The 14,678-nt window shown below is 62.8% G+C and carries 15 protein-coding genes; 8 read left to right on the top strand and 7 right to left on the bottom strand.

What is annotated here, in order from left to right; genetic code table 11:
* Positions 1–57 precede the first annotated feature (57 nt).
* The gene (locus LZ518_RS06805; RefSeq protein WP_249915251.1) at positions 58–1,071 is read left to right on the top strand and encodes a 2-oxoacid:ferredoxin oxidoreductase subunit beta; all 1,014 of its coding nucleotides are present in this window, start codon (positions 58–60) and stop codon (positions 1,069–1,071) included.
* 23 nt (positions 1,072–1,094) lie between these two features.
* Entirely contained in the window at positions 1,095–1,526 is a 432-nt protein-coding gene (locus LZ518_RS06800; protein ID WP_249915250.1) for a hypothetical protein, read from the top strand.
* On the opposite strand, the gene rsmD is transcribed toward LZ518_RS06800, so the two are convergent.
* Together rsmD and LZ518_RS06790 are read right to left on the bottom strand one after the other, a co-directional pair.
* The gene (gene rsmD / locus LZ518_RS06795) at positions 1,507–2,046 is read right to left on the bottom strand and encodes a 16S rRNA (guanine(966)-N(2))-methyltransferase RsmD (protein ID WP_249915249.1); all 540 of its coding nucleotides are present in this window, start codon (positions 2,044–2,046) and stop codon (positions 1,507–1,509) included. The genes LZ518_RS06800 and rsmD overlap by 20 nt on opposite strands.
* Positions 2,043–2,864, bottom strand: coding sequence for a pseudouridine synthase (locus tag LZ518_RS06790; RefSeq protein ID WP_249915248.1), 822 nt, complete (start codon positions 2,862–2,864; stop codon positions 2,043–2,045). Before LZ518_RS06790 ends, rsmD begins: the two co-directional genes overlap by 4 nt.
* Before the next feature lie 11 nt (positions 2,865–2,875).
* Between LZ518_RS06790 and LZ518_RS06785 the strand changes: the two genes are divergently transcribed.
* Positions 2,876–3,307 (top strand): response regulator, encoded by a 432-nt coding sequence (locus LZ518_RS06785; protein WP_249915247.1) that lies wholly within the window; start codon positions 2,876–2,878, stop codon positions 3,305–3,307.
* On the opposite strand, the gene LZ518_RS06780 is transcribed toward LZ518_RS06785, so the two are convergent.
* Positions 3,304–4,443, bottom strand: a complete 1,140-nt coding sequence (locus tag LZ518_RS06780) for an aromatic ring-hydroxylating oxygenase subunit alpha (protein ID WP_249915246.1) — start codon at positions 4,441–4,443, stop codon at positions 3,304–3,306. The genes LZ518_RS06785 and LZ518_RS06780 overlap by 4 nt on opposite strands.
* 121 nt (positions 4,444–4,564) lie before the next feature.
* Here LZ518_RS06780 and LZ518_RS06775 point away from each other — a divergent pair, with 121 nt between their 5' ends.
* On the top strand, positions 4,565–5,899 hold the full coding sequence (locus LZ518_RS06775; protein ID WP_249915245.1) for an AmpG family muropeptide MFS transporter: 1,335 nt from the start codon (positions 4,565–4,567) through the stop codon (positions 5,897–5,899).
* On the opposite strand, the gene LZ518_RS06770 is transcribed toward LZ518_RS06775, so the two are convergent.
* Genes LZ518_RS06770 through LZ518_RS06755 form a run of 4 tightly spaced genes read right to left on the bottom strand, consistent with a single transcriptional unit; the run spans position 5,896 to position 9,092 of the window.
* Positions 5,896–7,206, bottom strand: a complete 1,311-nt coding sequence (locus LZ518_RS06770) for a bifunctional folylpolyglutamate synthase/dihydrofolate synthase (protein WP_249915244.1) — start codon at positions 7,204–7,206, stop codon at positions 5,896–5,898. The genes LZ518_RS06775 and LZ518_RS06770 overlap by 4 nt on opposite strands.
* A 1-nt stretch (position 7,207) precedes the next feature.
* Complete coding sequence (accD, locus tag LZ518_RS06765; RefSeq protein WP_249915243.1) at positions 7,208–8,071, bottom strand: acetyl-CoA carboxylase, carboxyltransferase subunit beta; 864 nt, start codon at positions 8,069–8,071, stop codon at positions 7,208–7,210.
* A gap of 56 nt (positions 8,072–8,127) precedes the next feature.
* The gene (gene pyrF, locus LZ518_RS06760; RefSeq protein WP_249915242.1) at positions 8,128–8,802 is read right to left on the bottom strand and encodes an orotidine-5'-phosphate decarboxylase; all 675 of its coding nucleotides are present in this window, start codon (positions 8,800–8,802) and stop codon (positions 8,128–8,130) included.
* A complete protein-coding gene (locus LZ518_RS06755) occupies positions 8,799–9,092 on the bottom strand; it encodes a LapA family protein (RefSeq protein WP_249915241.1) in 294 nt (97 codons plus the stop codon). Before LZ518_RS06755 ends, pyrF begins: the two co-directional genes overlap by 4 nt.
* Positions 9,093–9,356: 264 nt before the next feature.
* Between LZ518_RS06755 and LZ518_RS06750 the strand changes: the two genes are divergently transcribed.
* The 4 genes from LZ518_RS06750 (at position 9,357) to LZ518_RS06735 (ending at position 14,416) form a co-directional block, all read left to right on the top strand.
* Positions 9,357–10,625 (top strand): serine hydrolase domain-containing protein, encoded by a 1,269-nt coding sequence (locus LZ518_RS06750; RefSeq protein WP_249915240.1) that lies wholly within the window; start codon positions 9,357–9,359, stop codon positions 10,623–10,625.
* A gap of 78 nt (positions 10,626–10,703) precedes the next feature.
* The gene (locus tag LZ518_RS06745; protein WP_249915239.1) at positions 10,704–10,880 is read left to right on the top strand and encodes a hypothetical protein; all 177 of its coding nucleotides are present in this window, start codon (positions 10,704–10,706) and stop codon (positions 10,878–10,880) included.
* A 61-nt stretch (positions 10,881–10,941) separates the two neighbouring features.
* Complete coding sequence (locus LZ518_RS06740; protein WP_249915238.1) at positions 10,942–11,457, top strand: hemerythrin domain-containing protein; 516 nt, start codon at positions 10,942–10,944, stop codon at positions 11,455–11,457.
* A 709-nt stretch (positions 11,458–12,166) separates the two neighbouring features.
* Positions 12,167–14,416: an ATP-dependent helicase gene (locus LZ518_RS06735; protein ID WP_249916522.1), complete on the top strand. Its 2,250-nt coding sequence runs from the start codon at positions 12,167–12,169 to the stop codon at positions 14,414–14,416.
* The last annotated feature ends 262 nt before the right edge of the window (positions 14,417–14,678 follow it).

Genomic DNA, 14,678 nt, shown 5'->3' with positions numbered 1-14,678 from the left:
GATCGCCATGCTGCTGCTGGTGGTGTTCCTCTATCTCTGGCTCAACGGTTATTTGGTATGAACGAAGTCACAAAAGTTACCACCGCCAAGGATTGGGCCAGCGATCAGGAAGTGCGCTGGTGCCCGGGCTGCGGCGACTATGCCGTGTTGAAGGCCGTGCAGCGGACCATGCCGGACCTCGGCTCGGCGCGCGAGAAGACGGTGTTCATCTCCGGCATCGGCTGCTCGAGCCGCTTTCCTTATTATATGGCGAGCTACGGCTTCCACACGATTCACGGCCGTGCCTGTGCGGTGGCGACCGGGACCAAGCTCGCTAATCCAGAGCTCGATGTGTGGATCATCACCGGCGATGGCGACGCGCTGTCGATCGGCGGCAACCACACCATGCACCTGCTGCGCCGCAACCTCGATTGCCAGCTGCTCCTGTTCAACAATGAGATCTACGGCCTGACCAAGGGCCAATATTCGCCGACCTCGCGGATCGGAACGCGATCGCCCTCGACTCCGTTCGGATCGGTCGACCGGCCGGTCAATCCATGTTCCTACGCGCTGGGTTCGGGCGCGCGGTTCGTTGCCCGCGGCATCGACGTTCACAAGAATCTGGTCGACGTATTGAAGGCTGCGCATGCGCATCGCGGCGCCAGCTTCGTTGAAATCTACCAGAATTGCGTCGTCTACAATGATGATGTGTTCGCGCCTTTCACCTCGAAGGAGGTCGCGGCGGAAAAGCAGCTGTGGCTGGCTGCGGGTGAAAAGATGCTGTTCGCCGGCGGCACAAAGGGCATCGCGCTCGACATGGAACACCATCGGCTGAAGGTGGTTGAAGGCGACAGCCACGAGGTGATTGTCCACGACCCAAGGAATCGCTCGGTGGCCTATATGCTGGCCGAGCTCCCGCCGGTCGGATTCCCGGTCGCGCTCGGCGTGCTCTACGAAGACCCGGCACCGACCTTCGACAGCGCGGTGATCGAGCAGAATGAAGGCGCGGCGAAGGGCAAGGCCGCTGACCTCCAGGCATTGGTCAGCAAGGGCCAGACCTGGATGGTCGAGAAAGAACCGAGAGCCGAATAACCCAATCGACAGGAGCGACAAGCATGGCGAAAGCGACGACGAAGACGCCGAAGGCGAAAAAGAAAGTTGCCAAGGCGGTGAAGGCCGTCGCCAAGGTCGCTCCCAAATCCAAGCGCAAGACCGTCAAGAAGGCGGCGGGCAATGCCGCTGACGCGCTGTGGAAGCTGGCCGATCACCCGCTTGTCGGGGAACTGCTCGCCCTCGGCGCCACTGCGGCAGTCGTCGCGCTTGCCGATGGAGGGTTGTCGGGCAAGAAGAAGGTTTCGTCAAAGTCGGTGAAATCCGCCGGGAAGGCTGCCGCTGCGGCAATTGGCGCTCGGCTGATCAGCGAGTTCACCGACGTCAAGAGGCCCTCGAAGCCGTCGAAGCCGTCGAAACCCTCGAAGCCGGCCAAATCGGCGAAGCCCGCCAGGCCTGCGAAGTCGGCCAAGCCCGCTAGGCGCGCAAAAGCGTAAGCCGCGCCCGGCCGACATCGCGCTCGGCATCGATCTCCCAGCCCTTGGGCGGCGCGACTGCGTCGCCTCGCTGGGTCTCGATCGCCATCAAGCCACCGGATGCGAGCCAATCGGCCCGGGCCACTGCCTGGGCCACCGCGCTGCCCGATCCTGCTTCGTAAGGCGGGTCGGCGAACACAACATCATAGGCCTGGCCGGTCGGAAGGGCCGCAGCAGACATTGCCCGCATCGAAATGCGCGCGGCGGCGCCTAATGCCATGACATTGGCATCGATCGCCTTCAGCGCGGCCCGGTCATTTTCTACAAATGTGGCGTGCGCCGCGCCGCGCGACAGGGCCTCCAGCCCCAATGCGCCACTTCCGGCGTAGAGGTCGGCGACCCGCAATCCTTCGAAACTGCCGAGCCGGCTGGCGAGCATCGAGAACAAAGTCTCGCGGGTGCGGTCCGCGGTCGGACGGGTCTGGCGCCCTTCCGGCGCGACCAGCTTACGGCCGCGCCATTCGCCAGCGACGATTCTCATTTCAGGGTCTGGCGGAAACGAAACAGATCCTCGCGCTGCACTTCGCCGACCTGGCCGGGCGCCAGTCCTTCAACGGTGAAAGGGCCATAGCTGGTGCGGATCAGCCGGGAGACCTGCAGGCCTAGATAGGCCAGGACGTTACGCACCTCGCGGTTCTTGCCTTCGGTCAGCGACAGCTCAATCCAGCAATTGCGGCCGGTCCGCCGCTCAAGATTGGCATCGATCGATCCGTAGCGGATCCCCTCGATCGTGACGCCTTCGGACAAATCCTCGAGCTGGGCCTGGGTCACATCTCCGAACGCGCGCGCCCGGTATCGCCTGACCACGCCCGTGCTTGGAAGCTCAAGCTGCCGCTTCAGCTCCCCGTCGTTGGTGAGGAGGAGCAACCCTTCCGTATTATAGTCGAGCCGTCCGACCGGCATCAGCCGCGGCAGGCCGGGCGGCAGCTTGTCGTAGATCGTCGGCCGCCCTTTCGGATCCCGCGCCGCGGTCAGGCTGCCCGACGGCTTGTAAAACAGGAACAGTCGCGCTGCGCCGGGAGCCTTTACCGGCTGCCCGTCGACCGTCACACCCTTCAGATCGTCGAGCAGCGTGGCCGGCGTGGTGAGCTTCTCTCCGTTGAGCGCGATCCGCCCCTCAGCGATCATACGCTCGACGTCTCGGCGCGACGCGATGCCCGCACGTGCCAGCAGCTTGGCAATGCGCTGCGGCCCTTCTTCGCGCGCCGGGCCTGGCTTGGGACCCCGAGGTTTGGCCGGCCGCCGTCCATGCGGCACCGGTCCACGTTTCGTTCGTTGCGGAGGAGGATTGTTTTTCATACGGGGTCTGAATGCTGTTCGGGAAGCGCAAGCGCGTCGTCAATAGAATCCTGATCGTCGAGGACGAGCCGCTGACCGCGTTCGACAGTGAAAATCTGATCAGCGGCGAAGGTTACGAAGTGGTCGCCACGCTCGATCGCTATGCCGATGCGATCGCGACTCTCGATCGGGAAACGGTCGACCTCATCCTGTGCGACGTTCGGCTGACCGGGCAGCGCACCGGCATTGATCTCGCCAGGGAAGCGCGTCGGCGCGGAATACCGGTGCTGTTCGTAACCGGCGCGGCTCCCGACAATGCCGAAGAGCTGGTGATCGGCGTTCTGATGAAGCCCTATAACCACCGCACCTTGAGATCGGCGCTGAGCTGTATCGACTGCTATTTGGCCGGAGAGAAGGCGCGACCGCCGAAGGGCCTGACGCTCTACCCCAAGGCGACGGTTTAGAGCGCTGCTTCGACCTTGCGGTGGAAGTCGGCGATCCCCGCTTCCAATGTTCCGAGGACGATATGGTCGATCCGGCCCGATGCCAGCCCCTTGTGGCACAAGGCAGCGGCGTAGAAATCCTCCGCTCCGAACGTGCCGCCGTCGAGCAGGTCCCAGCTGCGTTGCCAATGTGCCTCGGCTTCATTGGTGGCCGGCTTTTCCGGGATCAGCATGAAATCCTCGACCAGCGTACGATCGACCGACTGCGGCATGCCGACCAGCAAATTAATATAGTCGGGACTGACGATAATCACCGAGGCCGGGAACAGCTGATAGGTATAGGTTAGCGCGGCACGAAGCTGGGTCCAATCGTCTCGGTCGATGTCCGCCAGATAGGATTCGCGCCCGACCACGGCCCGTTGGTGCTTGCCGACAAAATCGGCGGCGGTGATCCCGTCGGTGAAGAATGGCGCGATCGTATGCGCGTGAAGCCGCTGGACGTGATAGCTTTCGAGGAAGGCGTCGACGAACAGCTTCCAATTGCCGGCAACTTCATGGGTCTTGCGCTTGTAGAGGTAGTGATCGCCCAGCCCGAAGGCGTCCAGATCGGGACCCAGCGCCTCGGCGTCGCTGAAATCGGCACTGTCGTCCTTGGCCCACCAGATCAGCCCCCCCGCCTCGACGCACGGAAACTCGCTAAGGCCATGGGTCGATTTGTCGAAGCCGGGGAAACAGTCGGCGCGCGGCATGCCGGTTAGCTGGCCGTCGGGTTTGTAGGCCCAGGCATGATAGGGGCAGACGATCCGCTTGGCGGGCGCAACTTCATAGCTATCGATCAGCCGCGTGCCTCGATGGCGGCAGACATTGGCGAAAACATGGGGGCGGCCATCATCGTCGCGGGCCAGGATCAGCGGCGTGCCATAGCCGTCATGCGCCACCGCCGTCCGCGGTTCCGGCAGCAGGGCCGACGGCGCCAAAAGGTGAGGGACTCGATCGAAGATGCGGCTTTGCTCGGCCTCGTACCGCTGCGGGTCGATGTAGATGCTCGCGGGGAGGGTCTCGACGCGCTCGCCAAGGATTGCGTCGCCGTGAGCCAGAGCCTCGGCCAGGGCGCGCTGTCCCGGCGTTGGCCGGCGAGGCGTTCGGGGCATGTCCATGGCAATGGAGTCTGCGCTTCCACACGGTGCGTTTCAAGGGCGAACCGAGTGTAGATTGCCCTTTCCCTTGGGATCGAGGCTGCTAGGCTTTGCTCTTCGACCAAAGCCGGGGGAGAATGGCGTGAGCGAGACAGCAGCAGTCCCGACCGATGGCCAGGCACGCAACTGGTGGGATGGGATAAAGCCTTATTTTGAAAAGGCGCCGCTGGCCGCGCTGTTCCTCGGCATTTCATCGGGTTTTCCATATGCGATGATCGGCGCGACGCTGACCACTCGGCTGAAGCAGGATGGCATCGACAAGTCGACGATCACCGCCTTCACGCTGATATTCCTCGCTTATAACTTCAAATTCCTCTGGGCGTGGATCATTGACGGCGTGAGATTGCCGGTAATCGGCCGGCTAGGTCAGCGTGTCTCCTGGATGCTGGTTACCGGCCTGCTAGTCATGGCGGCGGTGGCCAACCTGGCAATCGTTGATCCGACCACGGACGGCATTGGTGCGGTGGTGACCGCTGCAATCCTGCTCGGCGTGGCTGGAGCCAGCTTCGACATTGTGATCGACGCCTATCGAATCGAGGCGCTGGAGCCGCGCCAGCTGGGTGTCGGATCGGGCATGAGCCAATATGGCTGGAGGATCGGCTCGGCCGGCGCCGGTGCCCTGGCTTTGGTCGTGGCTGCGCGGCAAGGCTGGGAAGCAGCTTATCTCGCCTGCGCGATGCTGGCGTTGCCGGCGATGCTGACTGCGCTGTTGTTCGGCGAACCCGAACGGCATCGCCAAGCAGCAACAAAACCCGGCTTTGCCGGCACCATGGATGCGGTGTGGAAGCCCTTCGTCGAGTTCTTCTCGCGGCAGGGCGCGTGGCTCGTCCTGCTGTTCATCCTGCTCCACAAGATCGGCGACACGCTCGCCAATCTTACTTTCCGCCTGTTGTTCGACGACCTCAAATTCACCAACGATGAGATTGCGCTATGGGATGTCGGTGTCGGCTTCTGGGCCTATCTGATCGGCATCTTCATCGGGGGCCTCCTCTATTCACGCCTCGGCCTGAAGCGGTCGGTGATGATCAGCCTGATCCTGATGGCGATCAGCAATTTCAGTTTCGCGTTGCTCGCTATGTCGGGCCATTCGAACATCGGCATGGCCGCGGCGATCGGCTTTGAAAATACCGCGAGCGGCATCGGCGGCGTATGCGTTGTCGCCTATTTTTCGGCGCTCTGCGACCTGCGCTTCACCGCCGCTCAATATGCCCTGATTTCCGCGGCCGCGAGCATCGTCGGCAGGTTCCTGACCGGCACCACGGCCGGAGCGCTGATTGACGCATTCGGCTATGTGAACTTCTATCTGCTGACGACGGCTGCGGCGCTGCCTGGCATCCTGCTGTTCTGGATCATGATGCGCAGTGGCCTGGTCGATTCCTCGATCGGCACTGCCGGAACCCAGGCTGAGGACGGCTAATCCGGCAGCGGGCCGTTAAGCGCCAGCAGTTCTCCGGCAAGGTACAGCGATCCAAACACCAGGACGCGGGCGGGCTTGCGCAGCGTTGTCATGGAGTCGGCCAGGCCCGAGCGCGCTCGCGCCGGAAGTCCCATGCTTTCGGCCATGTGCGCCAGATCTTGCGGAGAACGGCACTCGTGACCGTCAATCGGCACCGTCAGCACTTCGGCCGCGATGCCCTTGAATGGCCTTAGCGTTCCAGCCGCATCCTTGCTGGCCAGGCTTGCGAACAGCAGCACCAGCGGGAGGCCGTCGTTCCAATGCTGCCTGGCATAGTCGGCCACAAGCCGGGCCGCGCTGGGGTTGTGCCCCCCGTCGACCCATAGCTCGCTGCCCCTGGGAAGCATGTTGAACAAGGGGCCGTTATGCAGCTGCTGGAGCCGTGCGGGCCAGTTCGCCCAGCCCATCGCGGCGGTCAGGGCCGAATGGGGGATCGCGATCGTCGACTGATGCCGCAACATCGCCACGGCCAGGGCAGCGTTCAGCGCCTGATGCTTGCCGGGCAGGCGGGGGAGCGGCAGCTCCAGCTCGCCATGGATATCGCGATAGCGCAGCCTTTCCCGGCGAGCCGAGGCGTGCCAGTTGAGCCCGCGCGGCTCCCAAATCGCTTTGGCCGACTTCGCAATCGCGCCGATCCGGTCGGCGACGGCAGGTGGATAGAGCTGCGTCACCAAGGGAACGCCGCGCTTGGCGATGCCTGCCTTTTCCGCGCCGACTTCAACCATGGTCTTGCCGAGGAATGCCTGGTGATCGAGCCCCAGGCTTGCGATCCCGCACACCAAAGGCTTTTCCACCAAATTGGTCGCGTCGAGCCGCCCGCCCAGCCCGACTTCAAGGATGCAGGCGTCGGCCGGCGTCTCGGCAAAGGCAAGGAATGCGACGGCGGTGTTGACCTCAAACAGGCTGGCGCCGACCTCGTCATTGGCGTCGACCACCATGCCCATCAGCTCGGCCAATTTCGTATCGCCGATTAGTTGGCCCGCAATACGGATCCGTTCATTGTAGCGGACCAGGTGCGGGCTGGTGAACGCATGAACACGCTTGCCCGCCGCCTCCAGCGCGGCGCGCAGGAAGGCACAAGTCGAACCTTTGCCGTTGGTTCCGGCGACATGGATTATTGGCGGCAGGCCGTCCTGCGGGCGGCCGAGTTTGTCGAGTAGCGCCGCAATCCGATCGAGGCTCAAATAGTCGCTGTCGACATATTGGGTCGCCTGCCGCGCGATCAATGCGGCGATCCGCGGATCCGCCGAGCGGATCACTTCCTTCATGCTATGCGGCTTTCTTCTTGTCCCTCTCGGGCGCCAGATAGCCGATCAGCCTGCCGATCCTGTCTTTCAACGCATGGCGGTGGACGACCATGTCGATCATCCCATGCTCGAGCAGATATTCCGCCCGCTGGAAGCCTTCCGGCAGCTTTTCACGAATGGTCTGTTCGATGACCCGCTGGCCGGCGAATCCAATCAGCGCTCCAGGCTCGGCGATCTGGACATCCCCGAGCATCGCATAGCTGGCGGTTACGCCGCCCGTGGTCGGGTCGGTCAGCACGACGATGTAGGGCAGGCGACACTCACGCAGCTTGGCCAGCGCGACCGTCGTCCGCGGCATCTGCATCAGCGACAAAATGCCTTCCTGCATGCGCGCGCCGCCTGCCGCCGTGAACAAGATATATGGGCAGTTTTTCGCAATCGCCTTGTCGACTCCGGCGACGAACGCCGCGCCAACCGCCACGCCCATCGACCCGCCCATGAAGGCGAAGTCCTGGACGCCGACGACGGCCTGATGGCCCTCGATCTTGCCGATTGCATTGATCAGTGCGTCGCGCTCGTCAGTCGCCGAGCGGGCAGCCTTGATGCGGTCGGTATAGCGCTTGGTATCGCGGAACTTGAGCGGGTCCTCGCGCACCTCCGGGCTGGGCAGTACCTCATATTTCTTGCGGTCGAACAGCGCATCGAACCGCACGGCCGGACCCACCCGGTCATGATGGTCGCAGCGCGGGCAGACATATTGGTTGTCCTCCCACTCCTTGGTGAAGACCATCGATCCGCACTTCTTGCACTTGTGCCACAAATTGTCGGCCGACTGCCGCTTGGTCAGCGACTGAATGCCTTTGCGGACGCTGCTCAACCAGCTCATTCTTACCTCATGGATGTTCGGCGCGGGAGGTAGGTCCGCCGCGAACCGATGTCTACCTAAAGCGTCGCCGCGATTGCCCTCAGGGCCTCGTCAGGATGTTCCGCGGCGGTCACCGGCCGACCGATCACCAGGATAGACGCCCCAGCATCGATCGCGCCGCGCGGGGTCATCACGCGCTTCTGGTCGCCCACAGCGGAGTCCGCCGGACGGATTCCGGGAACGACGAAGAAGCCGTCCTTCCATTGCTTGCGGGCGGCCTTAACTTCGTTGCCGGAGCAAACGATTCCATCGAGCCCGGCTTCCCTTGCCAGTCCCGCCAACCGCTCGACCTGGCTGTGGCTGTTGCCGTTGATCCCGATCGAATTGAGGTCGTCGCCGTCGAGACTGGTCAGGACGGTGACCGCGACCACCTTGGTACCGGCAGGCGCCGCCGCCTTTGCATCTTCCAGCATCGCACGGCCACCTGCGGCGTGGACGGTCAGAACCGCCGGCGTGATCGGCGCCAGTGCCTGCACCGCCTTGGCCACGGTGTTGGGAATGTCGTGAAGCTTCAGGTCGAGGAAGATCGGCAGCCCAAGGTCGGCCAGTTCGAGCACCCCTTGGCGCCCGTTATGGCAGAAGAACTCCAGTCCCAGCTTCAACCCGCCGGCATGTCGCTTGACCGCCGCCGCAATTGCCCTGGCACGTTCCATGTCGGGTGTATCGATGGCGACGAAGATCGGGCTACTCATATCTCGTCTTCTTCGGACGCGGTCGCCGGTAACGGTGCGGCGGGGATCGGCGCCACCGCAGGCCGCTCGGCCAGCGCGAGCTTGCGGCGCAAATTCCATATCCGTCCGCGCAGGATCAGATAAATGGGCAGGAAACCGATCAGGAAGGTTACCAACAGCAGAATCGGTACCTTCACGTCGGCCTGAAGGTTGCCCCACAAACTGATGGTGACGTCGTTCCAGTTGCGGTTTGCGAAGATCGCCAAGGACACCGCAACGACCACCCAGAATAACGTCTTCAGAAATTGCATTTCTGTCTCCCCGCCGAGGCCTTTAAGCGACTGTGGCGACGCTGACCAGACGCTAAGAGCCCGAGCATAAGGGAGCAATTGCGCCAGCAATCGTGAGCTCATGCCGAAGAGTGCGCGCAAGCCGGCCAGCGGGTAGTCATTCACCGCTGGAAAGAGTCAGCTTGCCGCATGGAGATTCCCCGGGCAGTTGAGCGTTGTCGGCTGGTGCGCCACACCGAGCTGGGGAGGTCGCGTCAAGCTTTGGAACGACAGTTAAAGATTGGCTTGGGCGTTTTCGCGCTGGCACTTGCAGCGCTTGCACTGGCCCAGCCACATGGAAAATCCGACGCGTCCGGAACCGACCAGGCACAGGCGCGCGTAACCGCCCGGTTGGCGACAGTTGACCCCGCGGCGCGCAGCCGGATCGACTATGGCAGGCTCGACGCGCGGCTGCAGCGGATGGTCGCAAAGCCGACCATGGTCGGAATGGCGGTCGGCATTGTCGAAAACGGCCGCATCACCTTCCTCAATGGCTATGGCGAAACGCTCGAAGGCTCGGGCGAGAAAGTCACTCCCGAAACCGTGTTCAGATGGGCCTCGGTCTCGAAAGGCGTCGCCGCGACGATGGTCGCCAAGCTGGCGGAAGAGGGCAAGTTGAGCCTAAACGAGCCGGTCGCAGAGGCCGCACCGTCGCTGCACTTGCCCGGCCGCAATGAATTCAAAGCAACCGTCGGCGATGTGCTTAGCCATCGCCTCGGCCTTTATCGCAACGCTTTCGACAACAAGCTTGAAGAGGGACAGGATGTCACGTTCCTCCGTGGAACGCTGGCGACACTGAACAGTATCTGCCCTCCGGGGAGCTGCTGGAGCTATCAGAATGTCGCTTATGACGCCGCCAGCGAGATGGTCACGCGCGTCAGCGGCATGCGCTACCAGGAGGCCGTCGAGCGCGATCTGTTCGCGCCGCTTGGCATGACTTCGGCCAGCCTCACGATGAACGGCCTGACCAGATCGAAAAGCTGGGCCAGGCCGCACAGCGTCGGGCGGCGGCCGCTCGAGCTCAACGATGATTATTACCGGGTTCCCGCTGCCGGCGGCGTCAACAGCGATATCAAGGACATGGCAATGTGGATGCTCGCCCAGATGGGCGAGATGCCACAGGTGTTGAGCCCGCAATTGCTGGAGACGATTCACCAGCCGCGGGTCAAGACCCCCGGCGAGCGAGCACGGATGCGCAAGTTCCTCGAGCGGCTGGGTGACGCCGAATATGGCTATGGGTGGCGCAGCTACGATTATGCCGGGCATCATATCATCGGTCATCGTGGGGGCGTGGCCGGATATCGTTCGCTGATCTTGTTCGATCCACGGATGAAGAGTGGGGTGGTGGCCCTGTGGAACAGCAACACTTCCCAGCCGGGCGGACTGGAGTTCGAAGTGATGGACATGCTCTATGGTCTCGACTTCCGTGACTGGATGGAGCTGGACAAATCCGGACCGCGCGCGCCCGATCCCAGCGAAGTGGCCGAACGACGGGGCGGCACCCGGCGCGGCTGAGCTGGACTCATCAGCGGCCCATTTTCATGGTATTGAGCAAACTGCGAGGCGGCATCGTCGCCAAGCGGGGGGACGGACATGGGTATTGAAGACGACCGTGCGTTCCACTTGGAACGCGCCCGGCAATGCCGGAGGATGGCGGAGGAGGCGGGCGACCCGGCGGTTCGCAGCCTTCACGAGCAGCTGGCCCAATTCCACGATGCCGAAGCACTCCGAGAGATTGGCGAATTGGTTGACGATGAGGACGGCGCCTAACCAGGCGGAACTAGCGCCACCTCGCCTCGTTGAGCCTCCAGTCGCGTAACAGGAGGCCTAAATGGCGGAATTCAAAGCAAAAGATGCGGTGGCGCTGCTCAAGGAAGACCATCGCGCAGTGAAGGAATTGTTCGCCGAGTTCGAAAAAGCGAGCGGCGAGGGACGCAAGCAAAAGCTGGCCACCCAGATCTGCCTCGAGCTTTCAGTTCATGCCAAGATCGAGGAAGAAATCTTCTACCCGGCCTGCGAGGGCAAGGTCGAGGAAGACCTGCTCAAGGAAGCTTATGTCGAGCATGACGGCGCCAAGCTGCTGATCGCCGAGATCGTCGCGGGCGATCCGAGCGACGATTTCTATGATGCCAAGGTGAAAGTGCTCCAGGAACAGATCGAGCATCACGTCGAAGAAGAGGAGAAACGGCTTGAAGGCCTGTTTGCCCAAGCGCGCAAGGCGGATCTCGACATGGACGCTCTTGGCGAGAAGCTCGCCGCCCGGAAACAGGAATTGATCGCGGAATATCAGGCCAATGGCATTCCCGCGCCCGAGCTCACGACCATGGAGGAGGTCTCCGCCAAGTAGCGTGAGGCGTGAAGGCTTGGGCGGTCGATCCGTCCAAGCCTTTCCTTTTGGAATTTGGGGATCAGTGGCGCCCAACAGAAATGGGGGCCGGTATTGCTACCAGCCCCCACCTGCACCGACCTAGGATCTGCCGGTGTTCGCTAGCTTGACGGGCCGAAGCCCCTCCGCTCCTCGATCCTGGCTCACCAGATCAGGCGTCGCTTCCAGTTTCTGGTCCTACCCGAAGGTAGGTTCAGAGACCTTCCGCGGCCCTTCTTGGGTTGGTTCCTTCGCGTCGCCTGCCCCCAGGGGGAGCCGCGAACTGCGACTGGAAGACCAACTCTTCCGGCGCCTCTTCCGGTGGTCCGACTTGGGCCGAAACCCTCCTCATCGCCATCCGGTGGAGATCGGTCCTTCGGCCACCTGCCGCCTTTCGGAGGCGGGGACTTCCGTCCCGATCACCCATGTAACTTGGCGGACTTTTTCGAGTCGCGAAAGCGAAAAAATCGAGTCTTTGCCTGTGGATAACGGGGATATCGTGCACAACTCGTCGCAATCGAAACGAATCGACTCGAATGCGCTCGACCGGGACAGCGTTCGAAAGCCCGAATTGCTCGACTCCTGCATGCAGTCGCCGGGTAGCCTGAGCCGGTTTTATCGGCACCGGCCAACGGTTGCCGTTTCGTTCGCTTCGCCCTAGCTCCGATCCGTGCCCGAATCCGCTTCTCCAATGGCCGAACCTGCCTATTTGCAAGGCCTTAACCCGCCGCAACGCGAGGCCGTCCTGACGACCGAAGGGCCTGTGCTTGTGTTGGCCGGCGCAGGAACCGGCAAGACCGCCGCGCTGACCGCCCGGCTTGCGCACCTGATTGCTACTCGAAAGGCATGGCCAAGCCAGATCCTCGCGGTGACCTTCACCAACAAGGCAGCGCGCGAAATGAAGCAGCGGGTGTCGGCCATCTCGGGCGGCGCGATCGAGGGGATGCCATGGCTCGGTACGTTCCATTCGATCGGCGCGCGAATGCTGCGCAGCCACGCCGAGCTGGTCGGCTTGCAGTCGAACTTCACAATCCTGGACACCGATGACCAGCTGAGGTTGCTCAAGCAGCAGATCAGTGCTTCGAACCTGGACGAGAAGCGCTGGCCGGCACGGCAGCTGGCAGGCCTCATCGACCAGTGGAAGAACCGCGGACTGACGCCGGCCCAGCTTGGCGCCGCCGATGCGGAGGCTTTCGCCAATGGGAGAGGGCAGGAACTCTATCGCGCCTACCAGGATCGCCTGCGCGCGCTAAACGCCTGTGACTTCGGCGACTTGCTGTTGCACATGCTGACCATTTTCCGCGCACATGCCGATGTGCTCGAAGCCTATCGTGACCGGTTCAAATATATCCTCGTCGACGAATATCAGGACACCAATGCATCGCAGTATGATTGGTTGAAGCTGCTTGCTGAACCGCGACGCAACCTCTGCTGCGTCGGGGATGACGACCAGTCGATCTATTCGTGGCGCGGGGCCGAGGTCGCCAATATCCTTCGCTTCGAGAAGGATTTTCCCGGAGCGAAGATCGTCAGGCTGGAGCAGAACTACCGCTCCACGCCGCACATCCTCGCGGCCGCGACGGGCCTGATCGCGCACAACGCCGGGCGCCTCGGCAAGACGCTTTGGACCGAAGTCAACGAAGGCGATCGGGTCAAGGTTATCGGCGTGTGGGACGGACCGGAGGAAGCCCGCCGGATTGGCGAGGAGATCGAGGCACACGAACGGCGTGGCGGATCCCTGAACGATGCCGCAATCCTGGTGCGTGCCCAGTTCCAGACGCGCGAATTCGAGGAACGATTCATCGCCATCGGCCTGGCCTATCAGATCGTCGGCGGGTTCCGCTTCTACGAACGGGCCGAGATCCGCGACGCGCTGGCTTATCTTCGGCTTGTAGCGCAACCGGCCGACGATCTGGCGTTCGAGCGGATCGTCAATCAGCCCAAGCGCGGCCTCGGCGACAAGGCGCTCGCTTCTATCCACGCGTGCGCGCGCGCGACGGGTCAACCGCTGCTGCTGGCAGCTGCCTCGATGCTCGACAGCGACGAGCTTCAGTCCCGCGCCCGCAACAGCCTTGCCCGCTTCGTCGCCGATGTCGCCCGGTGGCGGCAGATGGCCGGCGAAATTTCGCATCCGGAGCTGGCCCGCATCCTGCTCGATGAAAGCGGCTATACCGCCGTGCTCCAGGCCGAGCGCAGCGCCGAGGCAGCCGGACGGCTCGAGAATCTCACCGAACTGACCCGGGCGATGGAGGAGTATGAAAGCCTCGGCGCGTTCCTTGAACACGTCAGCCTGGTGATGGACAATGACGCCCAACAGTCGGGCGAGAAGGTCACCATCATGACCATCCACGCCGCCAAGGGCCTGGAATTTCCAATCGTGTTCCTCGCCGGGTGGGAGGAAGGCGTGTTTCCGTCACAGCGCGCGCTCGACGAGGGGGGCCTCGCCAGCCTCGAGGAAGAGCGGCGGCTGGCCTATGTGGCCATCACCCGCGCGCGCCGGAAGGCAACCATCCTTCACGCCGCCAATCGCCGCATCTACGGTCAATGGACCAGCAGCATTCCATCCCGGTTCGTCGCCGAGCTTCCAAAGGACCACACCGAAGAAGAGACTACGATGAGCGGCGGCGAGAGCCTGTGGCGGGCGCAGTGGAGCGAACGGGGCGATCCCTTTGCCCATGTCGCCAGGCCATCGCGCGGGCCCGGCTGGCAGCGCGCCGCGGGCGGCAACTTCAATGCCCAGCCTCAACGGGTGGTTGAAGCCCGCGCTTCCGCCGTCAGCCTTGGCAACAAAGGGCGCGATGATTTGTCGGTCGGCCAGCGCGTCTTTCATGGAAAGTTCGGCTACGGCACGATCGAAGCAATCGAGGGCAACAAGCTGGAGATCGAATTCGAAAAGGCCGGGCGTAAGCGAGTGCTGGATAGCTTCGTTTCGCTATCCTGATCCCGGGTCGCTAGAAAATACGATCCTTTGCCGGCCCGGCGGCCGACCAGGACGCAGACTGTGTCGCCGCCTTAGGCCGAGATGGCGTAAACCAAGGCTCCTCCAACCACGCAAACTGTCATCAGCAGGGCCATTAACTGCGTCTTCTTTGCGCTTGCGTCGTCCATCATGCTTCCCCTCGATGGGCGATTATCGCCCGCTTCCATCATATCATCGCGGAGTCGGCCAGACTCGGTGAGATATTCGACAGAAGACAAGGGAT

The sequence above is a fragment of the Sphingomonas brevis genome, assembly GCF_023516505.1.
GTDB classification, from domain to species: domain Bacteria; phylum Pseudomonadota; class Alphaproteobacteria; order Sphingomonadales; family Sphingomonadaceae; genus Sphingomicrobium; species Sphingomicrobium breve.
The sequence above is the reverse complement of the archived record's forward strand: the minus strand, read 5'-3'. Positions and strand labels throughout refer to the sequence as shown.

Coding starts and splice junctions, on each gene's coding strand:
- LZ518_RS06735 (WP_249916522.1), top strand. CDS start 12,167: ATGGCCGAACCTGCCTATTTGCAAGGCCTTAACCCGCCGCAACGCGAG.
- LZ518_RS06740 (WP_249915238.1), top strand. CDS start 10,942: ATGGCGGAATTCAAAGCAAAAGATGCGGTGGCGCTGCTCAAGGAAGAC.
- LZ518_RS06745 (WP_249915239.1), top strand. CDS start 10,704: ATGGGTATTGAAGACGACCGTGCGTTCCACTTGGAACGCGCCCGGCAA.
- LZ518_RS06790 (WP_249915248.1), bottom strand. CDS start 2,864: ATGAAAAACAATCCTCCTCCGCAACGAACGAAACGTGGACCGGTGCCG.
- LZ518_RS06780 (WP_249915246.1), bottom strand. CDS start 4,443: ATGGACATGCCCCGAACGCCTCGCCGGCCAACGCCGGGACAGCGCGCC.
- pyrF (WP_249915242.1), bottom strand. CDS start 8,802: ATGAGTAGCCCGATCTTCGTCGCCATCGATACACCCGACATGGAACGT.
- LZ518_RS06800 (WP_249915250.1), top strand. CDS start 1,095: ATGGCGAAAGCGACGACGAAGACGCCGAAGGCGAAAAAGAAAGTTGCC.
- LZ518_RS06755 (WP_249915241.1), bottom strand. CDS start 9,092: ATGCAATTTCTGAAGACGTTATTCTGGGTGGTCGTTGCGGTGTCCTTG.
- LZ518_RS06785 (WP_249915247.1), top strand. CDS start 2,876: ATGCTGTTCGGGAAGCGCAAGCGCGTCGTCAATAGAATCCTGATCGTC.
- LZ518_RS06805 (WP_249915251.1), top strand. CDS start 58: ATGAACGAAGTCACAAAAGTTACCACCGCCAAGGATTGGGCCAGCGAT.
- accD (WP_249915243.1), bottom strand. CDS start 8,071: ATGAGCTGGTTGAGCAGCGTCCGCAAAGGCATTCAGTCGCTGACCAAG.
- LZ518_RS06770 (WP_249915244.1), bottom strand. CDS start 7,206: ATGAAGGAAGTGATCCGCTCGGCGGATCCGCGGATCGCCGCATTGATC.
- rsmD (WP_249915249.1), bottom strand. CDS start 2,046: ATGAGAATCGTCGCTGGCGAATGGCGCGGCCGTAAGCTGGTCGCGCCG.